Source organism: Streptomyces sp. NPDC002889 (assembly GCF_042888425.1).
Lineage (GTDB): Bacteria > Actinomycetota > Actinomycetes > Streptomycetales > Streptomycetaceae > Streptomyces.
This window is the reverse complement of sequence record NZ_JBIAPT010000020.1, coordinates 129819-156741: the sequence shown is the minus strand read 5'-3', so window position 1 is coordinate 156741 and position 26923 is coordinate 129819. Positions and strand designations below refer to the sequence as shown.

The following is a 26923-nucleotide window of genomic DNA, read 5'->3' as shown; positions in this document are numbered from 1 at the left end:
TAAGGTCGGGTCCAGCGTGTGCCACCGCACTGGCCGCACGGACGAGCTGCAAGCCCACCCCTCCCCCGGGTGGGAGTAGGAGGAGTTGGATGTTCCAGAACGCCGACGAGGCCAAGAAGTACATCTCGGACAACGACGTGAAGATGGTTGACGTCCGGTTCTGCGACCTTCCGGGCGTCATGCAGCACTTCACGATCCCGGCGACGGCATTCGACCCGACCGAGGAGCTCGCGTTCGACGGTTCGTCGATCCGCGGTTTCCAGGCCATCCACGAGTCCGACATGGCGCTGCGTGCGGACCTCTCGACGGCTCGCCTGGACGCGTTCCGCCGCGACAAGACGCTGAACATCAACTTCTTCATCCACGACCCGATCACGGGCGAGCAGTACAGCCGCGACCCGCGCAACATCGCCAAGAAGGCCGAGGCCTACCTCGCGTCCACCGGCATCGCGGACACCGCGTACTTCGGCCCCGAGGCCGAGTTCTACGTCTTCGACAACGTGCGCTTCAACACCACGGCGAACGAGGGCTTCTACCACATCGACTCCGAGGCCGGCGCCTGGAACACCGGTGCGGTCGAGGACAACCGCGGCTACAAGGTCCGCTACAAGGGCGGCTACTTCCCGGCCCCGCCGGTCGACCACTTCGCCGACCTTCGCGCCGAGATCTCCCTGGAGCTGGAGGCGGCCGGCCTCCAGGTCGAGCGCCAGCACCACGAGGTCGGCACCGCCGGCCAGGCCGAGATCAACTACAAGTTCAACACGCTGCTCGCCGCGGCCGACGACCTGATGCTCTTCAAGTACATCGTGAAGAACGTCGCCTGGCGCAACGGCAAGACCGCGACGTTCATGCCGAAGCCGATCTTCGGCGACAACGGCTCGGGCATGCACGTCCACCAGTCCCTGTGGCAGGGCGGCACCCCGCTGTTCTACGACGAGCAGGGTTACGCGGGTCTCTCCGACACCGCCCGCTACTACATCGGCGGCATCCTCAAGCACGCCCCGTCGCTGCTGGCCTTCACCAACCCGACGGTGAACTCGTACCACCGCCTGGTGCCCGGTTTCGAGGCCCCCGTCAACCTGGTGTACTCGCAGCGCAACCGCTCGGCTGCGATGCGTATCCCGATCACGGGCTCGAACCCGAAGGCCAAGCGCGTCGAGTTCCGCGCCCCGGACCCGTCCTCGAACCCGTACCTGGCGTTCTCGGCCCTGCTGCTCGCTGGTCTCGACGGCGTCAAGAACAAGATCGAGCCGGCCGAGCCGATCGACAAGGACCTCTACGAGCTGGCCCCCGAGGAGCACGCGGGCGTCCCGCAGGTCCCGACCTCGCTCCCGGCCGTCCTCGACGCCCTCGAGCAGGACAACGAGTACCTGCAGGCCGGTGGTGTCTTCACGTCCGACCTGATCGAGACGTGGATCGACTACAAGCGGACGAACGAGATCGCGCCGATCCAGCTGCGTCCGCACCCGCACGAGTTCGAGCTGTACTTCGACATCTAGTCAAACCCTGACCCAGTGTCAGACAGTGAGGGCCGCCACCCAACCTCTGGGTGGCGGCCCTCGGTCGTGGCTCCGGGAGCCGCACAGGGCACTGCTTGACAAGTGGGGAGCGGCTCCGCACAAGATGCCCGGTCATCACCGTCTGCCTGCGCCACGGAACGGAGCGGCAAGACCGCGTCGTCGCGGTGCGGTAGGCCGCGTACGAGGGCATCGCGGCCACCACCGCCGGCCACAAGCGGGCCGACCGGCCGTCGCCGGGAAGGTGGCCCCGCCGACCTGGAGGGTGACCTCCGGAGGGACGAGGCACCAGCCTGAGGACCAGGGCCGTTTACTGCTGGGCCGCCTCGCGCAGGCGCTTGCCCCGTTTTCCCGTCACCGACTTGATCGGGATCAGCACCGCCCACCACAGCTTCGCGGCCATCGGGGAGACGAAGGCCAGCGGCACGGCGACGGCGAAAACGAGCACCGTCGACGCCAGATCGACCACATCGTTGCGCGCGACGGGATCGGGCGTCGGCGCGCTGCCCAGCCACGGGCGCTTCCACAGGGCGACCGCCAGCCCGAGCTGTGTGGCCCCCATGGCCGCGACGGCGCCGGAGTAGATGGCCACCGACTGCGGCAGGTTCCCGTACTCGGCCAGCAGGGTGGTGGGGAAGGGCATCAGGGCGATCACCCCCAGGCTCAGCAGCCCGAGCCGGATGACCGTCCCATCCACCTCCCGCGTGTACCGGAAGATCTGGTGGTGGCCCCGCCAGAACGCCGCGATGACCAGGAAACTGAGGCCGTACGCCCACAGGTTGGGCGCCACGTCCCCCAGCGCCTCCTCGAAACCGGCGGGGTCCAGCCCACCGGGGAGCGTGATGTCCAGCGCCAGGAGCGTCATCGCGATGGCGAACACGCCGTCCGACAGCGCGAGGAGTCGTGCCGCGCTCCCCTCGTCGTCCCGCACTCGCTGGTGGCCGTCCACAACGCCCCACCCTAAGATCAAAAACTTTGGAATGCCCCGATTGATCCCCTGAATATGCTGAGCCGCCCGCGACAAGGGCCGCGGGCCGGGCCGGTTGCCGTATCTGAAGCGGCCGCCACCCCGGCGCGGGGTGGCGGCCGCTTCGCCCTGCTGTCAGCCGTCGGAGGGCGCGGGAGCCAGCAGCTCCCGCAGTTCGGCCACCGCCTCCCGGAGCCGGTCGGCGAAGGTGCGCATCTGGTCGGCCACCGGCAGCGGCGTGCTCAGGTAGACGTTGAACCGCTCGGGCAGCAGCACGTAGGCGACGCCGATGCACCGGCTGCTGGTCGACCCGAAGCCGAAGTACTGGATGTTGGCGGACGGCGCGGAGCTGGTGCTCAGATAGTCGTCCCGCATCGTCAGCCAGCCCGGCGTCCGGTACAGGGCGGGCTGCTCGGTCACCCCGAGCTCGGCCCCGCGCCGTCGCTGGATGAGCTCCAGCTCCCACAGGTGCTGCTCGGGCACCTGCCCGGCCTGGGACTCCTTCGCGCGTGCCACATGGCCCCGGGCAGCGGCGCGGAAAGCGGCGCGCCGGGTGTCCGCGTCCGTCGACGGGTCGTCCATCGCCGCCACGAACGCCAGCATCTCAGGGGTGACGACGCGCATGGCCTCGGTCCGCCCGTGCCGGTACTGCCGGGTGGCGATCGACTCGTACGTGGCGCCCAGATGCCCCTTGGCCCGCTGATGAGCGAGCTGATAGGCGGCCTGGACGAACGCGTCCGGCGAGACTCCCAGAGCCTTGGCCGCGTTGCTGCCGAAGTCCGTGAACGACACGGTGCGGGTGGCGGTGTTCTCCCCGTACGCGGCGAACGCCTCGGCGGCGGAGCGCACCTGGGCCCGCAAGGCGTCGTCCAGCTCGAACACGAGCGGCTCCAGCGCCGGCAGCCCCTGGGAGCGGGCCCCCGACTGCCGGGAATGCTCCTCGGCCGGGGTGCTGAGCAGGGCGTCGGTGAAGCTGAGGATGGTGGTGCCGTCCAGCTCGCAGTGCTCGACATTGATGCCGGCCCGGCCGTCGCCGAAGACGATGAAGGACACGGCCTTGTCGAACCAGCGGTTGCCGCGGTCCCCGTACAGCAGCTGGTCGCAGGCGTCCTGGGTGTCCGCGGGTGCAAAGTCCTCCAGGGCGACGCAGAACAGCGCGGTCTCGACGTCGTCCAGTGCGCCGGCATTGCGGGGGTGGCAGGCGAGGAGGGACTCACGGGCTGCCGCCCACTCCGCGCGGGCCATGGTGGTGAGGTGCCCCACCGAGGTGTCCGCCGCGGCAGGCTCGGCCCCGGACTTCATCACGGCGCGCAGCCCCGCCTCGAGGTCGTCCAGGCTGTGCGGGACACCGTCCGGGCCGAGCACGTCCAGCCGGAACATGCCGCCTCGGAAGAACACCACGATGTGCCGGGCGTCGGACGGGCCCGGCCACTGCTCGGTGTAGGGGGCTCGTACGGTGTCCTGCTGCGCGCCGGGGATCCGGGTGGCGGAGAACAGGAACTTGTTCTGCACCATCGACTGGGGCGCTCCGCGCTGCACCACCGGCGGGATGAGCCCCTGATCGAGCTGCCGCTTGTAGTGGAGAGCCCCGGCGATGAGCCCGGCAGCCCGCTCACATTGCGCCTGGCCCGAGTCCTGGAACAGGAAGAAGAAGTTGGCGTTGAGCGCGATGCGGTCCCGGCGGCCCAGGTAGCGGTAGGGCCAGAAGGTGTCGAGCCAGCTGTGCACGCCCTCCGTGGCGTCGTACTCCTCCAGCGCCGCGTGCAGCACCCGGCCGGGGCCTCCAGGCCGGAGGAAGGCGGCCACCTCCGCCTCGGTCGCCGCCCGCTCGTCGGCGGTCAGCAGCGGCGCCGACCAGGCGAGAAACCTCTCACAACTCGCCTCCAGCGTGGGCAGGGGCACGCGCGGCAGACTGTCCTCCTGGGCGAAGGTTGCGTTGCCTGCTGCTACGTCCTGACTGATCTTCAATTCCGCTCTCGATTCGGATCGTTGGAAACTGGGTTGTCGTGGGGTCGGGAAAGGAAGAGCTGTGCGTACAGCCAGCCTTCCGCTTCCAGGCCCCGCGCATCCACTCCGGCGGCCGACATGCGCTCGAGGACGAGCGCCTGCTCCTGCTCAGAGGCGAACCGCCGTTGTTTGAATACCTCTTCGACACGAATGGTCCGGTAGCCCAGTCCTGCCAGTGCGTGCTCGACGGGGTCGAAGGGGAACATCCGCAGTACGAAGTGCGCCATCCAGGGCCGGCGGGTGCCCTGGGCCTCGACGACGCGTGTGAGCGTCCGCTCGGTGACGTACCCGAGGCAGCCCGTCGAGATCACCAGGTCCGTCCCGGCGAACTGGGCTCGCTGGCGCGGCGTGGGCTCGTGCGCCTCCAGGTCGGCGTGCACCGCGTCGTCGAGGAACCCGGCGTCGAGCGCGTAGGACAGCGCGCTGCCGGAGGTGTCGAGGCCGACGAAGCGGAGGGGCTGCGCGGGCCGACGCGACCGGGACAGCTCCCGGTCGCGGGCCAGCAGGTCCTCGCGGCTCTCCCCCTCGCGACCGTCGTCGTCGTAGCGCGCGTACAGCTCGTCCATCGTCGCGTCGTACTTCAGCAGGGCGGCGTTGATCCCGTACGAGCAGCCGATGTCCAGCACTTGCGGCACCCGGACGTGCCGGGCTTCCCGGTACTCCTTGATGAGCTTCTCGAAGTAGGGCTTGGCCTGTTGGGGAACGCAGTAGCCGAGCGGGCGCAGCACGTTGAAATAGGCCCGCGGATCGGGCTGCGTGTAGATGTGGTCGAGCGAGACTTTCCCGGTCGCGTCGAATCGCACAGGGCTTACTCCTCCGTGTTGGCTGAGTGGGATACCGGCCGACGGCGCTCGGCGCCCGGACAGGACCTAGTCGAGCAGCCGGTCGCCCCGCACGGCCCGGCCCTCGGCCGCCAGGTGCTCGGGCAGTACCCGGCCGAAGAGCTGCCGGGTCCGTGCCACGCTCCCGATGACGCCGGGGCGCTCGCTGTAGGCGAAGATCGCGGAGTGGCGCGCGACCTCGCCCCGCACGGGGCTCACCCGGTGCAGCGAGTAGCGGCCCTTGAACAGCTGCAGGTCACCGGGTTGCAGGGAGAGGCGCCGGGTCAGTCGCTCGCCCCGGCCGTCCAGTACGTCACGGACGTCGTCGAAGTTCTCGTCGTGGGCGGATCTGATGTTCGGGCAGTACTCGAAGACCCCGCCGTCCTGCGCCTCCTGCGTGAGCATGCTGACAGTGAACTCGTTGGTGTCGAAGTGCCAGGGATGCTCCATGCCCGGCTCGACGACGTTGAGAACCAGTCCGGAGAGCGGGTCCGCCAGCTCATGGAGCTGCGGCAGTTCGAAGCAGTGGGCGATGAAGCGCTGGAACACCGTGTGGGAGTAGAGCCGGCTGATGAGGGAGTCCGCCGGGACGCGGTCCCGCGCGACGAACGCGTTGCCGCGCTGGAAGGTTCTCCGTCCGGGGTGGTCCTGCGGCAGGGCGGAATCCACCGGGATGTTGTAGACGTTGACCGTTTCCACGTCGAAGTGCGCACGGGGGGCGATGGCGGAGCACTCCTGGCGCAGCACATCGCGGAGCGAAGGGCGGATGAAGTCGGGCAGCACGGTGCAGCCGACGGTCAGCAGCTCGCGCCGGGCACGGGAGACGACGGCCTGCCCCTCGGCGCACTCGAGTTCCGACAGGGGATACCGGGCCGTGTCGACCACCTGGTCAATCGTTACGGCTTCCAAAGTACTCATTCGATCCTCTCCACATGCGGGCAGACCGTCCCGAGCCGGATGCGGAACCGCCGGCCCGCGCTTCCGCATCCGGCTCCCCGACGGGGCGGCGAACGAGATCCGCGTGGCCTTCCGGGCCTCCTCTTCGGCTCATCAGTAACTCCACGGAGGAGCAACGCAGTTGAAGCTCCCACAGGGCAGCCGCGTTGTCTGTGACACTTCACACCATGCCGCGCGGCATAATCCGGCCCCGAGCAGGCTCCGAGCCACGGCGAACGGGCCGGCGTGGCGCGGCCGTCCGGCAGGATGCGCCGGTGCGGGTGCCTGAGCGACGACATGGTCACGGTCTCGCGGACAGATGCGTGATGAACCAGTCGGCGGCCAGGGACGAGACGGTTTTCAGGGCCCCCGGTTCCTCGAAGAGATGGGTGGCGCCCGGAACGACCTCGACGCGGTGCTCGCAGCGCATGAGGGCCGCCGCCTCAAGGTTGAGTTCGAGTACGCGTGTGTCGCGGCCTCCCACGATCAGCAGCGTGGGAGCCCGTACGTCGGCGAGCCGGGAGGCCGCCAGGTCGGGACGGCCACCCCGGGAGACCACGGCGGCGATGTCCGCGTCCGGTTCCGCGGCGGTCGTCAGCGCCGCCGCGGCACCCGTACTGGCGCCGAAGAGGGCGACGGGAAGGCCGTACTCGGCACGCAACCAGCCGGTCGCGCCGGTGAGCCGCGCCGCCAGCAGCGGGATGTCGAAGACACGGTCACGGTCGTCGCCCTCGCCCGGGGTGAGCAGATCGAAGAGCAGCGTACCCAGACCGGCCTGCTGCAGAGCCTCGGCGACGGAGCGGTTGCGCGGGCTGTGCCGGCTGCTGCCGCTGCCGTGCGCGAAGGCCACGATCGCGGGCGCGTCATGGGGGAGAGTGAGGTCGCCGGTCAGCGCGGCACCGGCCGCCCGCACCACGACCTCCGGGTCCGCGTCCTCGGCGGGTTCCTCACCGGAAGCGGGGACCGGGTCCGGGGCGAGGTCCATGTGCTCGGCCAGCAGGGCACCGACCTCTTCGTCGGACGTCTGCGAGAAGTCCTGGTACCAGCGGCCCACCGCCCCGAAATCGTCCGGACAGGACAGACAGACCACCTCGTCCGCCTCCTGCCGCAGCCAGGCGAGCGTCTCGGCCGGCGCCAACGGCACCGCGAGCACGACCCGGGCCGCGCCCTGTGCCCGCGCCACCCGGCAGGCAGCCGCCGCGGTGGAGCCCGTCGCGACACCGTCGTCGACCACGACAACGGTCCGCCCTTCCACCGGAACCCTCTCCCGGTGCCCCCGGTACTGCCGCAGTCGCCTCTCCAGCACCGAGCGCTCGGCCTCCTCCACGCTCGCCTGCTGCGCCCGGCCGAGCCGCGCCATCCGCACCACGCCGTCGTTGAGGATCCGCACCCCGCCCTCCCCGATGGCACCGAACCCCAGCTCGGGATGGACGGGCACCCCCAGTTTGCGGACGACGATCACATCCAGGGGCGCCCCCAGCGCACGGGCCACCCGGGCCGCCACCGGGACCCCGCCACGAGGCAGACCGAGAACAACGGGATCCCGCAGCTCGAGCCGCCGTACTTCATCGGCCAGCCGGTCCCCGGCCGCCGCACGATCGACGAACAGCACGGTCCACCTCACCTCCCGGGCCCTCGGACCCGCGCGGAAGCTCCCCTTCCAGCTTGCTCTTCCGTCACGACCCGGGGCGACCGACACTGGGAGACGAGGCGGTGACCCACGATGACCGTCACGATCGCCCTGGCCGGCGACACGATGCTCGGCCGCGGTGTTGCCCGGCAGCTCGCGGACTTCGGACCGCGCTCGCTCTTCGCGCCCGAGCTGAAACCTGTCATCGATCAGGCGGACCTCTTCCTCCTCAATCTCGAGTGCTGTGTCTCCGCCCGTGGCCACCGCGCCCCGCTGCCCGGAAAGGCTTTCTTCTTCCGGGCCCCGCCGTCGGCCGCCGACGCCCTCGCTCTGCTCGGCGTGGACGCCGTCACCCTGGCCAACAACCACGCCCTCGACTACGGCCCGCAGGCGCTCGCGGACACCCGCTCGCTCCTCGCCGACGCGGGAATCGAGGCGGTCGGGGCCGGCCCCGACCTCGCACGTGCCCGTGCCCCTCTCGTCCTGACGGCCGGCGGGCTGCGGATCGGACTCCTGGGCATCGCCGACCACCCCGAGGAATACGCCGCGGGACCGCACACACCCGGCACCGCCTACGCCGACCTGCACAACGGCGTACCGCGCTGGCTCACCGAAGCCGTTCGCGACCTGCGCCAGGACACCGACGTCACCCTGGTCACCGCGCACTGGGGCCCCAACATGGCGACCAGCCCCGTCCGCCACGTCCTGCGATCGGCCCCCGCGCTGCTGGACGCCGGAGCCACGCTGATCGTCGGCCACTCCGCCCATGTCTTCCAGGGATTCACCCGCCACGTGCTCTTCGACCTCGGCGACTTCATCGACGACTACGCCACGGACGGCCGGCTGCGCAACGATCTCGGGCTGCTCTTCCTGCTCACCCTGGACGGCGCGTCGCTCCGGCGCGTCGACGCGTTCCCGCTGGGCCTGCGCTACTGCCACACCCGCCCCGCCACCCCCCGCGAGTACGCCTGGATCCGCCACCGCCTCACCACCGCCTGCGCCTCCCTCGGCACGAGCGTCACGGCCGAGGACGGCCACCTGATGGCCCGGTGGGACTGAGGGACAGACAGCCCATTTTTGCACTAGTTCAAAAGGCGATTGCGGCTAGTGCGTCATACGGATAGGTTCTTGATCATGTCTGCACAGAGCCCCCGCCCCTTGACCCTGACCGGCCGGCACATACGGCTCGAACCCCTTTCCACGGAGCACCTCGACGATCTGTTCGCCGCAGGCGGCGGGGACGACGAGGTGTGGCGGTGGCAGGGCGGGACGGCTCCGCAGACCCCGGGCGAGCTCGGGACGACGCTGCGAGAGCTGCTCGGAAAAGCCGAGCGGGGCACGTACGTACCCTTCGCCGTCGTGCACCTCGCGAGCGGGCGGGCCGTCGGCTGGACCTGCTTCATGGACATCGACGTCGCAAACGAGCGGCTGGAGATCGGCTTCACCTGGTACGGACGCACCTACTGGCGGACCGCCGTGAACACCGAGGCGAAGCTCCTCCTGCTGACCCACGCCTTCGAGGAACTCGCCATGGGGCGCGTGCAGTTGAAGACGGACCACAAGAATCTGCGGTCCCAGGCCGCCATCGCACGGCTCGGCGCCCACCGCGAAGGCGTACTGCGACGCCATCGCCGGCGGCCGGACGGTACATGGCGGGACACCGTCTACTTCTCGATCCTCGCCGACGAGTGGCCCGCGGTGAAGGATCGGCTGGGCGCCCGGGTCGCGTAGGGGGGCGGTACGGGCGACGCTGGCGCCATGAGCGAGCCCGGTCCCCGGCCGCGCCGGGATGCGCCGCGGCCCCCATCGCCTCCGGCGAAGCAGCCCCGGCGGTGGCCATGGGTGCTGCTTGTCGTCGCCCTGCTGCCGGCCGGCGGCTGCTTGGCCGCCGTCAGCCTCGTCGTCGGCGAGGTCTCGGACGAGGTCACGCGGACCGTGAAGGTGAGGTACGAGGTCACCGGGAACGCGAAGAACGCGGCCATCATGTACTCCGTCTGGCGCAACGGGGATCCCGCCACCAGCGAGGAGACTGCCCGGTCACTGCCGTGGCGCAAGGAGGTCGAGGCCGACGGTCTCGGCACGAACGGCGCGCTCGTCGTCACACTCGGCCCCGACGGCGGGCGGGCGACCTGCACCGTGACCGTGGGCGACGGGCCCCCCAGGTCGGCGACCGCTTCCGGGCCCTTGGCAACCGCCACATGCATCGCGCCGTGAGTTCCGCGCCCCGTACCGGCGGGAGCCGGGGTACGACAACCGGGTCGGCTGCGGCATGAAGGCGGCGGTCCGGCGGCACGCTCGCCGTCGGCGATGCGGTGCACGCGTCGTGGAGCACAACGGGCGGGACCCCGGCCGAGCCGGAGCCCCGCCCGTGAGCGCTCAGCGTCCGTAGCGGATCAGTGCCCTGACCATCCGGCAGGTCGTGTCGGACGGCACATGGGCGCCGATGCGCTCGGCGGTCGCCCGTATCCGGCGGTTGTCGGCGGTCGCCGGGTGGTAGACACCCGAGTCGAGCAGGGCGATCGCCAGGCGCATGGCCTTCAGTCGGCGGTTGTGGGTCACGTACCACTCGCGCGGCTGTCCGGCCGGGAGCGGCTTCTTCTTCGGCGGCTGGTGCGCGGATGTCGGTGTGGGCAGAGGCAGGGAAAGGGGCTGTGTCGTGAGTGTGGCAACGGCCATCGGCAACCTCCTGGCGCGGTGGCGGGACCATCCCGAACTACTGTTCAGTCTACTTCCCACCACTGACAATCGCCCCTGGCCAGGCAGTGTTTGAGACGCCCGTGGGCGGTACGGTTGCGGGCATGGAGATCTGGATCAACCCCGCCTGTTCGAAGTGCCGCAGCGCCATCGATCTGCTCGACACGGAAGGCGCCACGTACACCGTGCGGCGCTACCTGGAGGAGGTGCCGACCGAGGACGAGATCCGGGAGGTGCTGGGCCGGCTCGGTCTCGAGCCGTGGGACATCACCCGTACCCAGGAGGACGTGGCAAAGGAACTGGGGCTCAAGGAGTGGGCACGCGACGCCGGTTCGCGCGAGCAGTGGATCACGGCGCTGAGCCGGCACCCCAAGCTGATCCAGCGGCCCATCATCACCGCGGAGGACGGGTCGGCGGTGGTGGGCCGTACGGAGGAGGCGGTGCGGGACGCGCTCGGCCGCGGCTGAATGTGGTCACCGACGGGCCGGCGGCAGGCGGGAGGGGCCCCGGTCCCGGCGTGACGCGGAGCCCGGCCCGGCCGTCACCGCTCGTCCGTGCCCACCACCTTCCCCGTGCCGGCGCGATCCGGTTCCACGTGTTGATCGTGAGAATCGGGGCCGGCAGCTGGGACGGTTCCCGCTCCTCGAACTGCTCGGACGCCTGCGCGTAAACCGCGTCCGGGACCCCGCCGCCGGCGATCGGCGTCACCGCTTCGGCGAGGGCCAGGGCCGCCTGCTCCTTCGGTCAGGAAGTGCCTGGCCTCGCGCCGGACCGCCGTCATGTGCAGGCGCTCCTCGCTCTCGCCCGCCTTGTGGGCGTCGACGGTGCGGGTGACCGGTATCGCGGCGGGACTGCACGCCGTGCTCGAACTGCCGCCGGGGACCGAGCGGGCGGTGGTGCAGGCGGCGGCCTGGCAGGGGCTGGCGGGCGAGGGGCCGGCCGAGTACCGGCATCCGCGGTATCCCGACGACGGCCGCGACGGACTGGTCGTCGGGTACGCGACCCCGCGCCCGAGCACAACTACCCGGCGGCCCTGGACGCGTTGTGCCGTTCCCTGCCACCCGGTTGACCTGCCGTCACCTTAAGGAAAGTTAAGGAAGAGACGGGTGAGAGGGCTGAATGGACGGTTGGGGCTACCCGTAAGTAAGGGCACAGGAACCATCCGGCCGCCGTTCACGGCCGGGGACAGGAGCCCTTACGTGTCGCGCAAGAAGACCCTCAGCGGTAAGAAGAAGATCGCCCTCCTCGTCGGAGCCGCGGCCATGGTCGGCGGTACTGCAATTGTCATGACCGGGACAAGCAATGCTTCGGCGGCCTGTGACGGGCTCGCCCAGGCGATCCGCAACAACGAGAACTTCATCGCCGGCCAAAAGGCCAACCCGGACGCCCAGTCGGCCGCGCGGATCACCAACCGGGAGGCGGTGATCGCACAGATCAAGGTCCAGCAGAAGGCAGCCGGCTGCGCGGAGGGCGCGGGCGGCGGAGACCAGGCGGCGGCCCCGGCCGCGGAAGCGCCGGCTGCGGGCGGAGGCGACGCCGGAGCCTCCGGCGAGGTCGTCTGCGCCGGCCAGAACCTGACGTTCTCCAACGACGGCGGCGCACCCGCCGCCTCCAGCGGCCAGTTCCCCATCGGCACCAAGCTCAAGGTGACCAACCTCGACAACAACAAGACCACCGAGGTCGAGGTGAAGTCGGTCTCCGGCAGCTGCGCACTGCTCAACGCCGCCGCATTCGAGCAGGTCCGTGAGGCCGGCAAGAACGTGATCCGCAACGTCCGCATCGAGAAGGTCGGCGGCGGAGCCGCCGCGGAGGAGCCGCCGGCCGCGGAAGAGCCGCCCGCCGCGGAAGAGCCCCCGGCGGAGGCAGCGCCGCCCGCGGGCGGCGGCGACGCCGGTGCCACCGGTGAAGTGGTCTGCGCCGGCTCGACCGTCACGCTCTCAGGCGAGGGCGGCGCACCCGCCGCCTCCAGCGGCGAGTTCCCCATCGGCACCAAGCTCAAGGTGACCAACCTCGACAACAACAAGTCCACGACGGTCGATGTCACCTCCGCGTCCGGCAGCTGTGCGCTGCTGAACAACGCGGCGTTCGAGCAGGTCCGCGAGCCCGGCAAGTTCCTGATCCGCAAGGCGCGCATCGAGCGCGTCGGCTGACCGGAAACACCGGTTGACTCCCCGCCGGCCGACCCAGGCGTCGGCCGGCCGGGAGACTCCAGGACGGTGCCGCCCCGCTCCCCCTTCCCCACTGTCCCAGGAGGAGCACGCGCCGCCGGGCCGCACACCCGACGGCGGTCACGGCACCGTCCTGGCCAGCGCCTCTTCCGCGCCGGCCAGGATCTCGGTCAGCCTGAGCCCGAACCGCACATCACAGTCGTGCGCATGACCCGTGCGTACGGCACCGAGCAGCCCGTCCACTGCTGCCCGGAACGCGTCCACCCCGTCCCCCCACGCGGCGGGCAGCGTGTGGGTCCCCTGCTCCCCCACGAGCCGGAGACTCACGCCCGCCGCCTTCAGCGGTGCTGCAAGGCCCAGCGTCACGGTGCTCGATGCCCCCGACGCATGCCGCAGCACCAGATGCACGGTGTCCGCGGGTCCCCGTCCCGCGGACACCGTCGTCACATCCCCGAGCACCGGGATCAGCACCGAGAGCGCATGCGGGCCGACGTCCCACAGGGCCCCCTTCTCCCGCCGCCACGGCGAGGCCGCATAGGGGCTGTTCACGCCTGGCGCGTAGAGCGAGCCGAGCCACTGCGCATGGGCCGTGAACCAGCCGCCCACCGCCGCCCGCTCGGCCACCCACGACGCGGAGCCCGCGGCGAAGCGCAGCGTGCAGAACACCACCGAGGCCACCCCGGCGCCCTCCGCCGCCCGCGCGGTTGCCCGGGCCGCCGCCACCGTCGTCGCCAGCGGCTTGTCCAGGAGCAGATGACAGCCGGCCGCGGCCGCCCTGGCCGCCAGCGGCGCCTGGACGTCCGGCGGCACCGCGAAGGCGACGGCGTCGTTCGCGGCGAAGACGGCGTCGATCCCCTCGTCCGAGCTGTACGCCGTCGTCCCATGGGCCTGAGCGAGTGCGGCGGCCGCCTCGGGCCGTCTCCCCCAGACCCCGCCGAACTCGACCTCCGGGTGGCCGGCGAGCGCGGGGGCCTGGTTCCGCTCCGCCCAGGGCCCGGCGCCGATGAGTCCGACACGCAGCGGCTTCGTCACGCGCCCAGTCTGCCGTGGGCGCCCGCCGGTGGGCCCCGCGGCGGAAAATCCCGGGGAACACAGGCCGAACGGTGCTACGTTTCCCGGGCCGGCCGCGGGACTCCGGTGCGACTTCCGAGACTTGCCTGTGAAGCAGTGATTTCGCTGATCGCGCCCCCATTCCCCGGCCGGCTCCGGCTTTTCGGACCTGGTCCGAAAGACATGCCCATAGGGGGAAACAGTGGGGGACGGATCATGGCGGAGACCTTCGCCGACCTGATCGCGGCCGAGGATGTGCTGCTGTTCGTCAATGCCGCCGTCACATCGACCGGGCAGCGCGAATTCCGCTCCGAGGCATTCGAGCAGCAGCTGTCACTGTCCTTTCTGCACGAGTACGTCCGCGTCAACTACCGGCCCGTGTACGCCGCGGCGCTGGCGCTCGACATCAACGACCACAACGCCGCCCTGATCGTGGAGCACCTTCTGCGCACGGCGGGCGAGGCGAGCACGGACGAGAAGCGCACCGAGGGCGCGCTGATCGCCGCCCGGCTGGCCGTACTCCCTCCGCAACGCGTGTACCGGCTCTTCCGAGCGCTGCGCGCCGCCAAGGTCAACAACCGCCGTACACGCGCGATCATGCGCGACTGGCTGGCGGCGCGACCGGACGCCGGCCATGACGCGGTGAAGTACCGCGGCGGCCTGACGACCGCCGCCCGCCACGCTCATCTGTCGTTCGAGGAGGACGAGCTGGGGGACTTCCTGTTCCGTCAGGGCAAGCGAGCGCGCTACGACCACGCCTTCCTCGAGGCGTACCGCCGTGCCCATTTCGAGCAGGCCGCGATCTACGAGCTGCCGTTCACCGTCGCCGAGGGGTTCGCCGCCAAGCACGGCGTTCCGCGGGATCGGTTCATGGAGAGGATCGCGCCGCGCATGACCCGGCTGGAGCGGCTGCGCGGTCAGGGGTCCGGCGCCGAGGCCGCCCGCAGGGTGGACCTGACCGCCATGCCGCTGACCCGGCTGGCCCTGTATGTGCTGTCACTGCCGCTCGATGAGCGGGTCACGCGACGCACCGAGCTGACCGGTGCCCTGCGGGCGGCCGCGCGGCGGGCAGCGGGCCCGTACGCCGGTACGTGGGGCCGCGTCGCCGCCGTGTTGGACGACAGCTACTCCGCGTCCGGTTCGTCCGTGAAGCGCCGCCGCCCGCTCGCGGTCGCGATCGGCTGCCACTTCCTGCTGGAAGCTCTCGCCGGCGCAGGTGCCTACCGTGCGCACTTCACGTCGGGAGCGCGCGATCCGCTGCTCGTACGGCCCCTCGGGCCGACCCCGCTCGGCACCCGGATCCTGGACGCCCTGGAGGACTCCCCGGAGCGGCTGGTGATCGTCTCGGACGGCTGGGACAACGCGCCGCCCGGCCTGGCGGGCGAGGTGCTGCGTGTCTGGCGCAAGCGGCTCGACCCCGACCGCCGCACCAGTGTGGTGCATGTGAACCCTGTATACGACGCCGACGGATTCGACGTCCGCCGCCTGGCGCCGAGCGTGCCGACAGCCGGAATCCGGGACGCGGAGGACCTGGCGGCCCTGGTGGAGATCGCGCAGTTCACCGAAGGCCGCACCGGACTCGCCGAGCTGCGGGCACACCTGGACGAACGGACCGGCCGCTTCCTGGAAGGAGCGACGTGAACAAGCTGGACATGACCGGGCTGACCACCATGCCCGCCCAGGTGTGGGGCGGCATCCGACTGGTGCCGCTGGTACGCGAGGAGCCGGTGGCGGGGCTGCGGCTGCACCGCCGCCTCTACGAGGGGTACGGACAGGTCCAGGTCGGGCCGCGTACCCACTACTGCTCGTACATCCCGCACGGCTTCGTCGCCGACTGGTCGGACGAGGGGGACGAGGAAAACGCGGCGAGCGAAGCAGCCGCGTACGGCACCCAGCTGGGAGGGCACGACGGCGGCGTTCCGGACCGTATTCCGGTGCGGCGCCACCATCGGATGGCCAAGCGTGCCCGCACCAAAGGCGTGGCCCACAAGCGGCTGCGCTTCCTGCCGCTGCATCTCGCGCTCGAGGGCTATCTGGCGCTGCACTTCAAAGGGCCGTCGATCGTGTGGGACGAGTGGTCCCAGCAGGCGGTGCGGCAGGGCCTGTCACCGCGCGCCGAGGCCGCCTACGGCGGCTGGGCGGTGAGCGGTCTGAGCGAGGCACTGCGCATCTTCGAGATCCATCCCGGGCAGAGCGGGGTGCTCGTGTACGCCGCCGACGCGCTCGCCGCCGCCTTCGTGGTGCCGCACCCCGACGACTACCGGACCCTGCACCCGACGCTGATCGAGGACCTGTACGGCGAACTGGTGCACCAGTACGCCCACTTCGGCGCGCCCGTACCCGACTTCACGGCTCACATCCGCGACAGCCCGCATCTGCGGACGGTCGCCGATCTGCGGGCCGCGGCCCGCGCGCAGGAGCGGCTGTGGGCCGAGAACCACGACACCCTCATGACGGACCGGCTGCTGGAGGGCAGGTACGCCTTCGAGCGGGTCTACCGGATGGACGCGTTCAGCCTGTGGCGTTTTCTGCCGTCGTTCCGGCGCGGGCTGCCGGAGCAGCACATCGGTGAGGTGATCACCGACCACAAGGGATGTGTCGCGTACCTCAAGACCTTCCGGCTCTCCGAGGCACAGATCCGGCGCGGCCACCTGCTCAGCACCCTGCACGACCACGGCTGGCATCTGGAGAGCACGGCTGTCGCGCTGGGTACCGGCTACGACGCGCTGGTGAGCCGCATCCACGACGCGGGTTTCGCGGCATTGCTCAATGCCCACGAGGTGGGCCGCAGGTCACGGATGACACGCCGGACCTGACCGCTGTGCTTCCTGCGTAACGTGGGGTTCACACATGGGCAACGGCCGGGAAATCGCGTATTGCGAAGCTGCGCGGCATACCGCGCACCCGCAAAGGATGAGGCCCCGTGACCTTCAAGGCTGAGTACATCTGGATCGACGGCACCGAGCCGACCGCAAAGCTTCGCTCGAAGACGAAGATACTGACGGGCTCCGCCGCCGGCGTCGCCGAGCTGCCCATCTGGGGCTTCGACGGGTCCAGCACCAACCAGGCCGAGGGCCACGCGTCGGACCGCGTCCTCAAGCCGGTCTTCTCCTGCCCGGACCCGATCCGCGGCGGCGACGACATCCTCGTCATGTGCGAGGTCCTCAACACGGACATGACGCCGCACGAGTCCAACACCCGTGCCGCGCTGGTCGAGGTCTACGAGAAGTTCGCCGCGCAGGAGCCGATCTTCGGCATCGAGCAGGAGTACACCTTCTTCAAGGGCACCCGCCCGCTCGGCTTCCCCGAGGGCGGCTTCCCGGCCGCGCAGGGCGGCTACTACTGCGGTGTCGGCTCGGACGAGATCTTCGGCCGTGACGTCGTCGAGGCGCACCTGGAGAACTGTCTCAAGGCGGGTCTGGGTATCTCGGGCATCAACGCCGAGGTCATGCCGGGCCAGTGGGAGTTCCAGGTCGGCCCGCTGGCGCCGCTCGAGGTCGCGGACCAGCTGTGGGTGGCCCGCTGGCTGCTCTACCGCACCGCCGAGGACTTCGACGTCTCCGCGACGCTGGACCCGAAGCCGGTGAAGGGCGACTGGAACGGCGCGGGCGCGCACACCAACTTCTCGACCAGGGCGATGCGCGAGGGCTACGACGCGATCATCACCGCGTGCGAGTCCCTCGGCGAGGGCTCCAAGCCGCTCGACCACGTCAAGAACTACGGCGCGGGCATCGACGACCGTCTGACGGGTCTGCACGAGACCGCCCCGTGGAACGAGTACAGCTACGGCGTCTCCGACCGTGGCGCCTCGGTCCGTATCCCGTGGCAGGTCGAGCAGGACGGCAAGGGTTACATCGAGGACCGCCGCCCGAACGCCAACGTCGACCCGTACGTGGTGACCTGCCTGATCGTGGACACCTGCTGCTCGGCGCTGGAGAAGGCCGGCCAGGTCTGAGTCCAGGCTTCAGGGGAAAGGGGCGCCCGCCGATCCGGCGGGCGCCCCTTTCCGCTGGGGTCCTGCGTTCGAGCATGCCTACGGGCCCGAGGACGATGTGCCGGTGGAGATGGAGGCCGCGGTGGAGGTCTACGGCCCGGCCGCCGGGCCGGTCGCACGGCGGGTCGCCGCCCGGCCCCGCGTCGAATGGCTCGGCGCGCCGGCGCAGTTCCCCGCCGTCGCCGCCGACGCGGCGGACGGCCCGGTCCGCCTGCTGCCGGACTCCGCCACCGCACTGGGCGCGCTCGGACCGGGCGCGGGTCGGGCACCCGGCGGCGGTGGAACGCTGTGCGCACTCCGCCCGGCGCGTCATGTCACCCGACATCCTGGACGACGCGGCACCGCCCGCCGGCCACGAGGTGCGGGCACTGGCCAGGGAGTTGCCGGCAGCCGTGGGCGAAGACGGCCCACGACCGTACGCGACGCCGGGCACGGTGGCCGTGGCCGGACGACAGCGGAGTGTCGACAAGGTCACGTATCAACGTACGAGAGGGCCCTGCTGTGACGACGGTGTGTCTGCTTCAATAGGAGCATGGCCAGCTACCAGCACACCGCGACAGGTCCCAGCGACCTCGAGCCGTTCTGGCCTTCCCGGCAGCACCACGACTTCGACCGGGTGTGTTGCCGCGCGGTGAACGCGCAGGCCCTCTAAAGCCGCTCATCCGGCCTTCGGCCAGCGCGCACGACGTACGTCCGTCCTCTCGACGAACTCGACGACTTCCTCCGCGCGAAAGAGCTGACCTCTCATGGCGAACACCCATACCTCCGCCCGTTCCCTCTCCACCGCCGCCACCGTCCAGGCTCCGGCGGGCCGCCACCGGCTGCGTGCCGTCGACCGTGACGAGGTCGTCGATGTCGCGGACTTCCTTCCGCCGGGGGCCACTTGGCTGCCCGCACCCCAGCACACGCTGCCCACGCTCCCGGGCCGGCCGCCGATGATCGGCTATCTGGTGCTCGTACCGGCCGATCAGCAGCCCGCGCTCGTGCCCGCACCGCAGCAGCAGGCGCCGGCCGGTGACGGTCCTGTGGTCATCGACCCGGTGCAGCGCACGGCCGCGGTGGACGGCCAGTTGCTGGACCTGACCTACCTCGAGTTCGAGCTGCTCGCGCATCTCGTCGCGCATCCGAACCGGGTGCACACCCGCGACCAGTTGGTGACGACCGTGTGGGGCTACGGACACGTGGGCGACGGCCGGACCGTCGACGTCCATGTGGCCCGGCTGCGCCGCAAGCTGGGTGCCGAACACCGCCAGGCGATCCAGACCGTACGGCGCGTGGGCTACAAGTACGCCCCCTGATCCGGGCGCGCAGGGGCCGGGTTCCGGACGTCTCCGGAACCGGGCCCCTGTCGCATCGAGGTGCTACGCCCGGGAGCGCGCCTTCGCCACCGCGCCGAGTGCCATGTCGACGACCAGGAACACCAGCAGGCTGATGCCGAGCAGGGGCACGAGCCATCCGACCAGCGCCGTGACGGCGGCGATCGGCAGCAGCGCGGTCACCGGCAGCTTGCGCCAGGCGCCCCGCGGCATCGGCCGCCCGACGCCGAGCTTGCGGTCCTTCGTCGGCCTGCGCAGCCACCACATGCGGTAGCCCCAGACGATGAGCAGGATCAGCGCGAGGGCGAGGGCGGCCAGGGCGAGCTGGTTGGCGAGGCCGAAGAGCCTGCCCATGTGGACGTCGATCCCGAACCGGGTCAACTTGGCGAGCAGCGGGTAGTCGGCGAACCTGAGCTCGTCCATGACCCTGCCGTCGGCCGGGTCGACGGCGACCGAGTCGAGATGGACCGGGAACTGCTTGTCGGTTTCCTTGATGACATAGCCGCTGCCCTCGGCGGGCAGGGCGACGGAGATCTCCCCCTCGACCCCCTTGGCCGCGGCCGCCTCGACCGCCTTGTCGATCCCGACGTCCGGGCCCTGGTGGGCCGCGCCGCCACCGCCGCCGTGTCCTGCGTGTCCGCCGCCCTCACCGCCGCCGGGCTCGAGTTCGGCCGAGACCGACGGCGTCGCTCCGCCGAGCTGGGTCTGGAGCGCGTCGATGTTCTCGCCCGCGTACTTGGACCAGGTCAGTCCGGTCGCGGAGAGGATGACCAGCCCGGTGACCGCCCACAGGCCGATCGCACCGTGACGGGTCAGGGTCTTGCGGCGGCCGGTCGCGCCGCGCTCGGGAAGGATCAGCTCACGCTTGGTGCGGCGCCTGCGGCCGAGCCACAGCAGCAGTCCGCCGAGTGCCACGACCCACAGCCAACTGGCGGCCATCTCACTGTAGTTGCGCCCGAATTCACCCAGGTGCAGGTTGGAGTGGAGCCCGCTGAGCCAGGCTCGCAGGGGCAGTGCGCCGAAGGAGTCGGTCAGCTCGCCGCGTATCTCGGCGGTGTAGGGGTTGACGAAGACGGCGAGGGAGTCGCCCTCCTCCACCTCCGGGGTGGTCATCAGGACCCGGGTTGTCGCGCCCTCCTCGTAGGAGGGCCACACGGCGGTCACCGTGCCCTCGGGGTGCGCCTTGCGGGCGGCCTCGACCTGGGTCGACAGAGGGACGTAGCGGTCGCCGGCCGGCACCTGGAGCTCGTGGCTGTAGGCGAACTTCTCGGCCTGGAAGGAGAGCGAGTAGAGCAGGCCGGTGACGGCGGCGACGAGCAGCAGCGGGGCGATCAGCACGCCCGCGTAGAAGTGGAGGCGCAGTACGAGCGGGCGCAGTGAGCTCCACAGGGAAGTGGTTCCGGGATCGGATACGGGATCGGTGGCGGTACCGGTCTCGTCCGCCGGTTCGGTGCCCTTGCTGGGGACGTCAATGGACATGGTGGTCCTAGGAGTCGGCGTTGACATGGGGAGAGCGGCCCCAGGTCAGACGGCTGCTCCGGGGGCCGTGGCGCGAGGGAGGAGAGGCGCGGGCGGGCCCCGTCGGACCAGCGTGTGGGCGAGGGCCGTGCCGTGCAGGGGGCGTGGGGTACGGCAGGCGGGACGCGGCGCGGCGCCCGCGGGCCGGGGCAGCCGCACGACGGCGAGCAGCAGGCGCAGCGGGGTGACGGCGAACGCGGCGACGGCGTGCGCGAGCCCGAAGAGCGCGGCCTCGCCGTGGGCGAGCCAGAGCGCGCAGCCGACAGCGGCGGCGAGGTGGACGGTGAGCATGGCGGCGTCGGTGCCGATGCCGGTGGTCATGGACTGAGTGTCCATGCCCGTGGCCCATCCGGCGGTGTCCTGGTGCTGGTGGCCCATGTGGGGGTGCCGGGCGGGCCAGCGTCCGGTCGTGAACAGCAGATGGAGCGCGCCCTGCACGGCGAAGAGCCCGGCCCCGAAGGAGCGGATGCCGCGGCGCCGGCCGGCCGCGAGCCAACCGGCGGCGGCGGTCACGCCGAGCGCGGCGAGCAGTGCGGGGATCGGAATGTCATGCGCAGACAGGGAGGAATGCCCCACGGCGGCCAAAGTGACGGCAACAGCCGCGAAAAGTGCGGCCCGCAAGGCGCGTATCGGCGACCGGGCATCCGTCATGGTCCGCATATGCTGCCATCCCGCAAGCGGTTGCGGCGAGAGCTGCCCCTTCTGGATCATTCACCCCGCAGCGGAATCACTGTCCGCCCCGGGTGGACGCGGGGCACAGTCGCAGTCATGAGGCTTCTGATTCTTGGTGGGACGGAGTTCGCGGGCCACGCGGTGGCGGAGGCAGCGCTCGCCCGGGGATGGGAGGTGACGGCCTTTCACCGCGGACGGCATACCGCTCCGGAGGGCGTGACCACGCTCCTCGGGGACCGGACGGCACAGGGGGGTCTTGCCGCACTCGCGGATGCCGAGGGCGACTGGGACGTGGTCGTCGACACCTGGTCGGCGGCACCGGCCGCCGTCCGGGACACGGCGCGGCTGCTGGCCGGACGGGTCGGCCACTGTGTCCATGTGTCGAGTTGCTCGGTGTACGCGTGGCCGCCGGCGGCCGGTTGTGACGAGAGCGCTCCGGTGGTGGACGGTTCGCCGGACGCGGGCGATGTGCCCTACCCCGAGGCGAAGCGCGGCGGTGAGCTGGCCGTGCTCGACGCGTTCGGCCAGGAGCGCTCGCTGCTGGTGCGCGCGGGGCTGATCATCGGCCCGCGGGAGAACATCGGCCGGCTGCCGTGGTGGCTGGGGCGGATCGCGCGGGGCGGTCCCGTTCTGGCGCCGGGCCCGCGGGACACGGCGGTGCAGTACATCGATGTGCGCGACCTGGCGGAATGGATGCTGGACGCGGCGGAGCGCGGGCTGAGCGGCCCGTACAACCTGGTGGGCGAGGCGGGCCGTACGACGATCGGCGAACTGCTCGAGGCGTGCGTACGGGCCACGGGCTCCTCGGCCGAGCTGCGCTGGACGCCGGCGCGGACGCTGCTGGAGGCGGGCGTCGAGCCGTGGTCGGACCTGCCGATCTGGGTCCCGCAGGCCGAACAGCCCGAGCTGTACAACGCGGTGCACACCCTGGACGTCTCCCGGGCACTCGCGGCGGGCCTGCGCTGCCGCCCGGTCGCGGACACGGTGGAGGACACCTGGGCCTGGCTCACCTCGATCGGCGGCACCGCGCCGCAGCGCCCCGACCGCCCGGTGCTGGGTCTGTCGCCCGAGCTGGAGGCGAAGATCCTGGGCGGGTGAAGCACCCGCGACCCGTGGCAGCGCCCGGCGACGCCGACCGCTGCCACGGGTCTGGGTGCCGGGCCGCTGCGAGGGGTCCGCTCCCGGGTTCGTCCACGACCTTTGCCGTGGGTCCGCCCCGAACCCGGCCCCTCGAACACCGGAGGCGCGGAGGGTCAGCCTGCGCTCACCGGGGCGGCGTGACGCCCATGGCGGGACGGCCGGGAGAGGTCATCCTCGCCGTGTGCCGGTCGCGGCAGCCACCGAAGGCCCCGCGGAGTACGCCAGTTGCGCTCGCCCAGCAGTGCCATTGCCGACGGCAGCAGCACCATCCGCACGATCGTCGCGTCCAGCAGCACCGCCACCGCCAGGCCCACACCCATCTGCTGCATGTCCTGCATCGACAGCGTGCCGAAGACCGCGAACACCGCCACCATGATCGCGGCCGCGCCGGTCACCGCGCCCGCTGTGCGGCGGATGCCCTCGCGGATCGCGGTGCGTGTCGGCGCGCCCCGGTCGTACGCCTCGCGGATCCGTGACACCACGAACACGTGGTAGTCCATGGACAGTCCGAACAGCACCACCAGGACGAACAGCGGCATCCAGCCCTCGATCGCGCCCACCGCCTCGGCGCCGAGCGCCGATGCTCCCCAGCCGTGCTGGAAGACGGCGACCATGACGCCGTACGCGGCGGCCACCGAGAGCAGGTTGAGCAGGACCGACGTCACCGCGATGACGTAGGAGCGGAAGCAGAACAGCATCAGCAGGAACGTCACCGCCGTGATGAACACGAGCACCGGCACGATGCCGCGCTTCAGCTGGTCGTTGAAGTCGACGGACGCGGCCAGTTCCCCGCCGACGTAGACCTGCGCTCCCGTGCCGTCGAAGGCGTCGGGCACCCGGTGCTCGCGCAGGTCGGCCAGCGCGGCCTCGGAGCGGTTGTCGCTGCCGTCGCCGGGCAGCGGCACCTCGATCTCGGCGACGCCCTGCACCGGGTGCTCGGTGACCTCGTCCCGGTCGAACGCGGCGAGCGCGGCCCGTATCCGCGGTGACCGGAGGTCGTCGGCCTTGACGACCACCAGGGCCGGTGCGGGCCCGCCCGGGAACGCCTCGGTGATCTTCCTGTGCGCGACTGTCAGCGCGGCGTCCGAGCCGAACTGCTTCTCCATGCCCAGCTGTTCGGTCTTCATGCCCAGCGCGGGCGCCGCCAGCGCCAGCAGCACCGCGAGCGACGCGAAGGCGAACAGCTTCGGCCGGGCGAGGACGGGCCTGAGCACCGCACCCGCGACCGCGCCGCTCTCGTGCGCACCTTTCCTTCGGCGGCGGTTGAGGAACGGCACCCGGCCCGCGTCGATACGGTCGCCGAGCCAGGCCAGCAGCGCCGGCAGCACCGTCACCGAGCCGAGCATCGCGATGAACACGACGAGGATCGTGGCGAGGGCGAAGCCCTTGAAGAGCATCAGCCCGGACAGGAACATCCCCGCCATCGCGAGCATCACGGTCGCACCGGACACCAGCACGGCCCGCCCGCTGGTCGCGGCGGCGATCCGCAGCGCGGTGTCGGCATCATGGCCCGCGGCGCGCTCGTCCCGCTCGCGCCGCAGATAGAACAGGCAGTAGTCGACGCCGACCGCGAGTCCCATCAGGAACATCACGGAGTATGTGCTCTGGAACAGATGCAGCTGGTGGCTGGCGAGCGAGAGCAGTCCGAAGGCCGCCATGCACGCGGTGAGCGCGAGCGCGACCGGCAGCAGGGCCGCGACGACCGCACCGAAGGCGACCAGCAGAATGCCGAGCGCCAGCGGCACCGCGGTGAACTCGGCCTTCTTGAAGTCCTCGGAGAGCAGATCGCCGAGCCACTTCTCGGCGCTCGCCTGCCCGAACTGGTGGACCTCGACATGCGGTTCGCCCTGGCCCGCCTCCCGTACGGCGTCGAGCACCGGCTGCACCCGTTCCGCCGCGGTCTTCGAGTCGCCCTTGACCTCGAAGCGGATCAGGGCCTGCCAGCCGTCCTTGGAGGGCAGCGGCGGCTCGATCTTCTGCGCCTCGCCCGTCCTCTCGACGGCCGCCGTCAGCTCGCGCGCCGTGGCCTTCCAGCCGCCCGCCGTATCGCTGCCGACCAGGACGAGCTCGCCGGCCGGCTGGTCGAGGCCGGCGTCGTCGAGGATCTTCCGAGCCCGGGCGGAGTCACCCGTGCCCTGTTCGGACTCGGTCATCTCCACCATCCCGGACGCCCCGCCGAGAACGGTGGCCAGGACGACGAACAACAGCCAGCCGATGATTGCCGTCTTACGGTGGTGTGCGCTCCACACACCGATACGTGCCGCGAGGTTTCGCCTCATGGCCTTCGCCCCCAGAGGTCAGCGCCGATCAGGTCGAGTACGACGCTAGGAATCCGCGGGCCCTCGCCCCAGCCGTCGAAGCCCCCTGTCACGGAGCCACAGGGCGAGGTCGCGGGGGTGGTGCCAGGTACACCCCCATGTGGTGTCGGAGACGAGTGCCCGCGTCCGCGACTCCGGCGACACTGGTGCCCGAGACCGAACAGCGAGGGGAACACGGTGAAGAAGACGAAGGCACGTGATGCGGTGCTGGCCGGCGCACAAGGGCTGGCGCTGACCCTGTTGGCACTGGTCGGATCGATCACGCTCTTTGTCCTGGCAGTGGTCTCCGTCGCGCTGATCGCCGTCGGTGTGGGCGTGTTCACGACTCCCCACGTGTTGACCCTGGTGCGGGCCCATGTCGGCCGCCGCCGGCTGCTGGCGGCCCAGTGGTCGGGCGTACGTATCCCCGCGCACTACCGCCCCTTCCCCCGGGATCTGCGCTCCGGCGTCATCGGCCAGGTCGAGCGCTGCGCGCTGATGCTGAAGGACCCGGCGACCTGGCGGGACATGCGGTGGCTGCTGGCGGACATGACGGGGGGCGCGATCGTGGCGATCCTCCCGCCGACGCTGATCCTGGACGGAATCTTCGGGTTCGTGCTGCTCGCGGGCGTGTGGCAGCCGATCGTCGAGGCCGACGGCGCGTACTGGTACTCGTTCGTGCGGGTCGACAGCTGGGGCACGGCGGGACTCGCCTCGCTGCTGGGTGTCGTCTGGCTGATCGTCGCCTTCCATGTCAACCCGTACCTGGTACGCACACACTTCCGGCTGGCCGGGGCCCTCCTCACCCCCAACCGCGAAGAAGAGCTGGAGCAGCGCATCGGCCGGCTCACCGAGACCCGGCACGACGCCCTGGACTCCTCGGCCGCCGAACTGCGCCGTATCGAGCGGGATCTGCACGACGGCGCACAGGCCCGGCTGGTGGCGATGGGCATGAACCTGGGCACCATCGAGGCGCTGATCGAGAAGGACCCGGCCCAGGCGAAGGAGCTCATCTCCAAGGCGCGTGAGTCCTCCGCCGAGGCGCTGACCGAGCTGCGCGACCTGGTGCGCGGCATCCACCCGCCGGTGCTCGCCGAGCGCGGTCTGGGCGATGCGGTCAAGGCGCTGGCCCTGCGGCTTCCGGTGGCGACCGAGGTCGATGTGGATCTGGCCGGGCGCGCGGAGGCGCCGGTGGAGTCGGCGGCGTACTTTGCGGTGAGCGAGTCGCTCACGAACGCCGTCAAGCACGCGGGCGCGGACCGCATATGGGTCGACATCGCTTACGCGCAGGGCGCGTTGCGCATCTCGGTGACGGACGACGGGAAAGGGGGCGCGGTGATCGGTTCGGGCTCCGGTCTGCGCGGCATCGAACGGCGACTGGGTACATTCGACGGAGTCCTGGCCGTCAGCAGCCCCGCGGGCGGTCCCACCATGGTCACCATGGAGATCCCTTGCGCGTTGTCCTAGCCGAAGATCTGTTCCTGCTGCGCGACGGCCTGGTCCGCCTGCTCGAGGCGTTCGACTTCGAGATCCTGGCCGCCGTGGAGAGCGGACCGGAACTGACCAAGGCACTCGCCGAGTTGGAGCCGGACGTCGCCGTCGTCGACGTCCGGCTCCCGCCGTCGCACACGGACGAGGGGCTGCAGTGCGCGCTGGCGGCGCGGCGGGCACGGCCCGGACTGCCGGTGCTGGTCCTGTCGCAGCATGTGGAGCAGCTGTACGCCCGGGAGTTGCTGGCCGACGGGAACGGCGGGGTGGGCTATCTGCTCAAGGACCGGGTGTTCGACGCGGAGCAGTTCGTCGACGCGGTACGGCGCGTGGCAGCCGGCGGGACGGCGATGGATCCGCAGGTGATCTCACAGCTGCTGTCGCGCCGGGCGCAGGACAAACCGATGGGCGGGCTGACCCCGCGCGAACGGGAGGTCATGGAGCTGGTGGCCCAGGGTCGTTCGAACGCGGCGATCGCGGCCCAACTGGTCGTCACGGAGCGGGCGGTGGCCAAGCACACCTCGAACATCTTCGGGAAGCTGGACCTTCCGGTGTCGGACGACGACAACCGTCGGGTGCTCGCGGTGCTGGCCTATCTCGACCACGGCCGCACGGCCGGAAACCGACGCGACACACCGAACCTACGGTAACCCCCGGCACGTCGCCCGGCATCGACGGGATGCACCGTTTTGCCGCTGGAGATTTCTA

22 protein-coding genes and 4 pseudogenes are annotated in these 26923 nt (G+C 71.0%); 15 read left to right on the top strand and 11 right to left on the bottom strand.

The annotated features are described in order from the left end of the window. The first annotated feature begins 89 nt into the window (after nucleotides 1–89). The gene (gene glnA / locus ACFYWI_RS27790) at nucleotides 90–1499 is read left to right on the top strand and encodes a type I glutamate--ammonia ligase (protein ID WP_389237652.1); all 1410 of its coding nucleotides are present in this window, start codon (nucleotides 90–92) and stop codon (nucleotides 1497–1499) included. 328 nt (nucleotides 1500–1827) lie between these two features. Here glnA and ACFYWI_RS27785 read toward each other — a convergent pair whose 3' ends face one another. From ACFYWI_RS27785 to ACFYWI_RS27765, 5 genes are all read right to left on the bottom strand, one after another. Next, nucleotides 1828–2466, bottom strand: coding sequence for a TMEM175 family protein (locus ACFYWI_RS27785; protein WP_389237650.1), 639 nt, complete (start codon nucleotides 2464–2466; stop codon nucleotides 1828–1830). A 153-nt stretch (nucleotides 2467–2619) separates the two neighbouring features. Then, complete coding sequence (locus ACFYWI_RS27780; protein WP_389237691.1) at nucleotides 2620–4446, bottom strand: choline/carnitine O-acyltransferase; 1827 nt, start codon at nucleotides 4444–4446, stop codon at nucleotides 2620–2622. Nucleotides 4447–4448: 2 nt separating this feature from the next. Further along, the gene (locus ACFYWI_RS27775) at nucleotides 4449–5294 is read right to left on the bottom strand and encodes a class I SAM-dependent methyltransferase (protein WP_389237648.1); all 846 of its coding nucleotides are present in this window, start codon (nucleotides 5292–5294) and stop codon (nucleotides 4449–4451) included. A 66-nt stretch (nucleotides 5295–5360) separates the two neighbouring features. Beyond that, nucleotides 5361–6230: an arpA protein gene (locus tag ACFYWI_RS27770; RefSeq protein ID WP_389237646.1), complete on the bottom strand. Its 870-nt coding sequence runs from the start codon at nucleotides 6228–6230 to the stop codon at nucleotides 5361–5363. A 319-nt stretch (nucleotides 6231–6549) separates the two neighbouring features. Next, nucleotides 6550–7860, bottom strand: coding sequence for a phosphoribosyltransferase family protein (locus tag ACFYWI_RS27765; RefSeq protein WP_389237644.1), 1311 nt, complete (start codon nucleotides 7858–7860; stop codon nucleotides 6550–6552). Between the two features lie 111 nt (nucleotides 7861–7971). On the opposite strand from ACFYWI_RS27765, the gene ACFYWI_RS27760 reads away from it, so the two are divergent. The 3 genes from ACFYWI_RS27760 (at nucleotide 7972) to ACFYWI_RS27750 (ending at nucleotide 10092) form a co-directional block, all read left to right on the top strand. Further along, entirely contained in the window at nucleotides 7972–8937 is a 966-nt protein-coding gene (locus ACFYWI_RS27760) for a CapA family protein (RefSeq protein WP_389237642.1), read from the top strand. Between the two features lie 75 nt (nucleotides 8938–9012). Beyond that, the gene (locus tag ACFYWI_RS27755; RefSeq protein WP_389237640.1) at nucleotides 9013–9609 is read left to right on the top strand and encodes a GNAT family N-acetyltransferase; all 597 of its coding nucleotides are present in this window, start codon (nucleotides 9013–9015) and stop codon (nucleotides 9607–9609) included. Nucleotides 9610–9720: 111 nt separating this feature from the next. Further along, nucleotides 9721–10092, top strand: a complete 372-nt coding sequence (locus tag ACFYWI_RS27750; protein ID WP_389237638.1) for a hypothetical protein — start codon at nucleotides 9721–9723, stop codon at nucleotides 10090–10092. Between the two features lie 162 nt (nucleotides 10093–10254). Here ACFYWI_RS27750 and ACFYWI_RS27745 read toward each other — a convergent pair whose 3' ends face one another. After that, nucleotides 10255–10554, bottom strand: coding sequence for a hypothetical protein (locus ACFYWI_RS27745; protein ID WP_389237636.1), 300 nt, complete (start codon nucleotides 10552–10554; stop codon nucleotides 10255–10257). Between the two features lie 122 nt (nucleotides 10555–10676). On the opposite strand from ACFYWI_RS27745, the gene ACFYWI_RS27740 reads away from it, so the two are divergent. Next, complete coding sequence (locus tag ACFYWI_RS27740) at nucleotides 10677–11039, top strand: arsenate reductase family protein (RefSeq protein ID WP_389237634.1); 363 nt, start codon at nucleotides 10677–10679, stop codon at nucleotides 11037–11039. Between the two features lie 74 nt (nucleotides 11040–11113). Here ACFYWI_RS27740 and ACFYWI_RS27735 read toward each other — a convergent pair. Continuing rightward, nucleotides 11114–11398 (bottom strand): annotated as a pseudogene (locus ACFYWI_RS27735) (carboxymuconolactone decarboxylase family protein); the annotation flags it as partial. Between ACFYWI_RS27735 and ACFYWI_RS27730 the strand changes: the two are divergent. The 3 pseudogenes from ACFYWI_RS27730 to ACFYWI_RS27720 form a co-directional block, all read left to right on the top strand. Further along, a pseudogene (locus ACFYWI_RS27730) lies at nucleotides 11358–11641 on the top strand (PLP-dependent aminotransferase family protein); the annotation flags it as partial. The pseudogenes ACFYWI_RS27735 and ACFYWI_RS27730 overlap by 41 nt on opposite strands. Nucleotides 11642–11771: 130 nt before the next feature. After that, a pseudogene (locus ACFYWI_RS27725) lies at nucleotides 11772–12365 on the top strand (hypothetical protein); the annotation flags it as partial. Nucleotides 12366–12383: 18 nt separating this feature from the next. Further along, a pseudogene (locus ACFYWI_RS27720) lies at nucleotides 12384–12722 on the top strand (hypothetical protein); the annotation flags it as partial. Nucleotides 12723–12860: 138 nt separating this feature from the next. Here the strand turns inward: ACFYWI_RS27720 and ACFYWI_RS27715 are convergent. Further along, nucleotides 12861–13772, bottom strand: coding sequence for a Gfo/Idh/MocA family protein (locus ACFYWI_RS27715; RefSeq protein WP_389237632.1), 912 nt, complete (start codon nucleotides 13770–13772; stop codon nucleotides 12861–12863). Nucleotides 13773–14006: 234 nt separating this feature from the next. Here ACFYWI_RS27715 and ACFYWI_RS27710 point away from each other — a divergent pair, with 234 nt between their 5' ends. The 4 genes from ACFYWI_RS27710 (at nucleotide 14007) to ACFYWI_RS27695 (ending at nucleotide 19082) form a co-directional block, all read left to right on the top strand. Further along, nucleotides 14007–15431, top strand: a complete 1425-nt coding sequence (locus ACFYWI_RS27710; RefSeq protein ID WP_389237630.1) for a hypothetical protein — start codon at nucleotides 14007–14009, stop codon at nucleotides 15429–15431. Next, nucleotides 15428–16606 carry a hypothetical protein gene (locus ACFYWI_RS27705; RefSeq protein ID WP_389237628.1) on the top strand — a complete coding sequence of 393 codons (1179 nt, stop codon included), beginning with the start codon at nucleotides 15428–15430 and terminating at the stop codon, nucleotides 16604–16606. Before ACFYWI_RS27710 ends, ACFYWI_RS27705 begins: the two co-directional genes overlap by 4 nt. 107 nt (nucleotides 16607–16713) lie before the next feature. After that, entirely contained in the window at nucleotides 16714–17745 is a 1032-nt protein-coding gene (gene glnII / locus ACFYWI_RS27700; RefSeq protein ID WP_389237626.1) for a glutamine synthetase, read from the top strand. 785 nt (nucleotides 17746–18530) lie between these two features. Then, nucleotides 18531–19082, top strand: a complete 552-nt coding sequence (locus ACFYWI_RS27695) for a winged helix-turn-helix domain-containing protein (protein ID WP_389237624.1) — start codon at nucleotides 18531–18533, stop codon at nucleotides 19080–19082. Nucleotides 19083–19145: 63 nt separating this feature from the next. Here the strand turns inward: ACFYWI_RS27695 and ACFYWI_RS27690 are convergent, their stop codons facing one another. Together ACFYWI_RS27690 and ACFYWI_RS27685 are read right to left on the bottom strand one after the other, a co-directional pair. After that, nucleotides 19146–20579, bottom strand: coding sequence for a PepSY-associated TM helix domain-containing protein (locus ACFYWI_RS27690; RefSeq protein ID WP_389237622.1), 1434 nt, complete (start codon nucleotides 20577–20579; stop codon nucleotides 19146–19148). A 45-nt stretch (nucleotides 20580–20624) separates the two neighbouring features. Beyond that, complete coding sequence (locus ACFYWI_RS27685; protein WP_389237620.1) at nucleotides 20625–21194, bottom strand: hypothetical protein; 570 nt, start codon at nucleotides 21192–21194, stop codon at nucleotides 20625–20627. Between the two features lie 192 nt (nucleotides 21195–21386). Here ACFYWI_RS27685 and ACFYWI_RS27680 point away from each other — a divergent pair, with 192 nt between their 5' ends. Beyond that, nucleotides 21387–22388: an NAD-dependent epimerase/dehydratase family protein gene (locus ACFYWI_RS27680; protein ID WP_389237618.1), complete on the top strand. Its 1002-nt coding sequence runs from the start codon at nucleotides 21387–21389 to the stop codon at nucleotides 22386–22388. A 155-nt stretch (nucleotides 22389–22543) separates the two neighbouring features. Here ACFYWI_RS27680 and ACFYWI_RS27675 read toward each other — a convergent pair whose 3' ends face one another. Then, nucleotides 22544–24709 (bottom strand): MMPL family transporter, encoded by a 2166-nt coding sequence (locus tag ACFYWI_RS27675; protein ID WP_389237616.1) that lies wholly within the window; start codon nucleotides 24707–24709, stop codon nucleotides 22544–22546. A gap of 216 nt (nucleotides 24710–24925) precedes the next feature. Between ACFYWI_RS27675 and ACFYWI_RS27670 the strand changes: the two genes are divergently transcribed. Then, nucleotides 24926–26194, top strand: coding sequence for a sensor histidine kinase (locus tag ACFYWI_RS27670; protein ID WP_389237614.1), 1269 nt, complete (start codon nucleotides 24926–24928; stop codon nucleotides 26192–26194). Beyond that, entirely contained in the window at nucleotides 26179–26865 is a 687-nt protein-coding gene (locus ACFYWI_RS27665) for a LuxR C-terminal-related transcriptional regulator (RefSeq protein WP_389237612.1), read from the top strand. Before ACFYWI_RS27670 ends, ACFYWI_RS27665 begins: the two co-directional genes overlap by 16 nt. Nucleotides 26866–26923 lie beyond the last annotated feature (58 nt).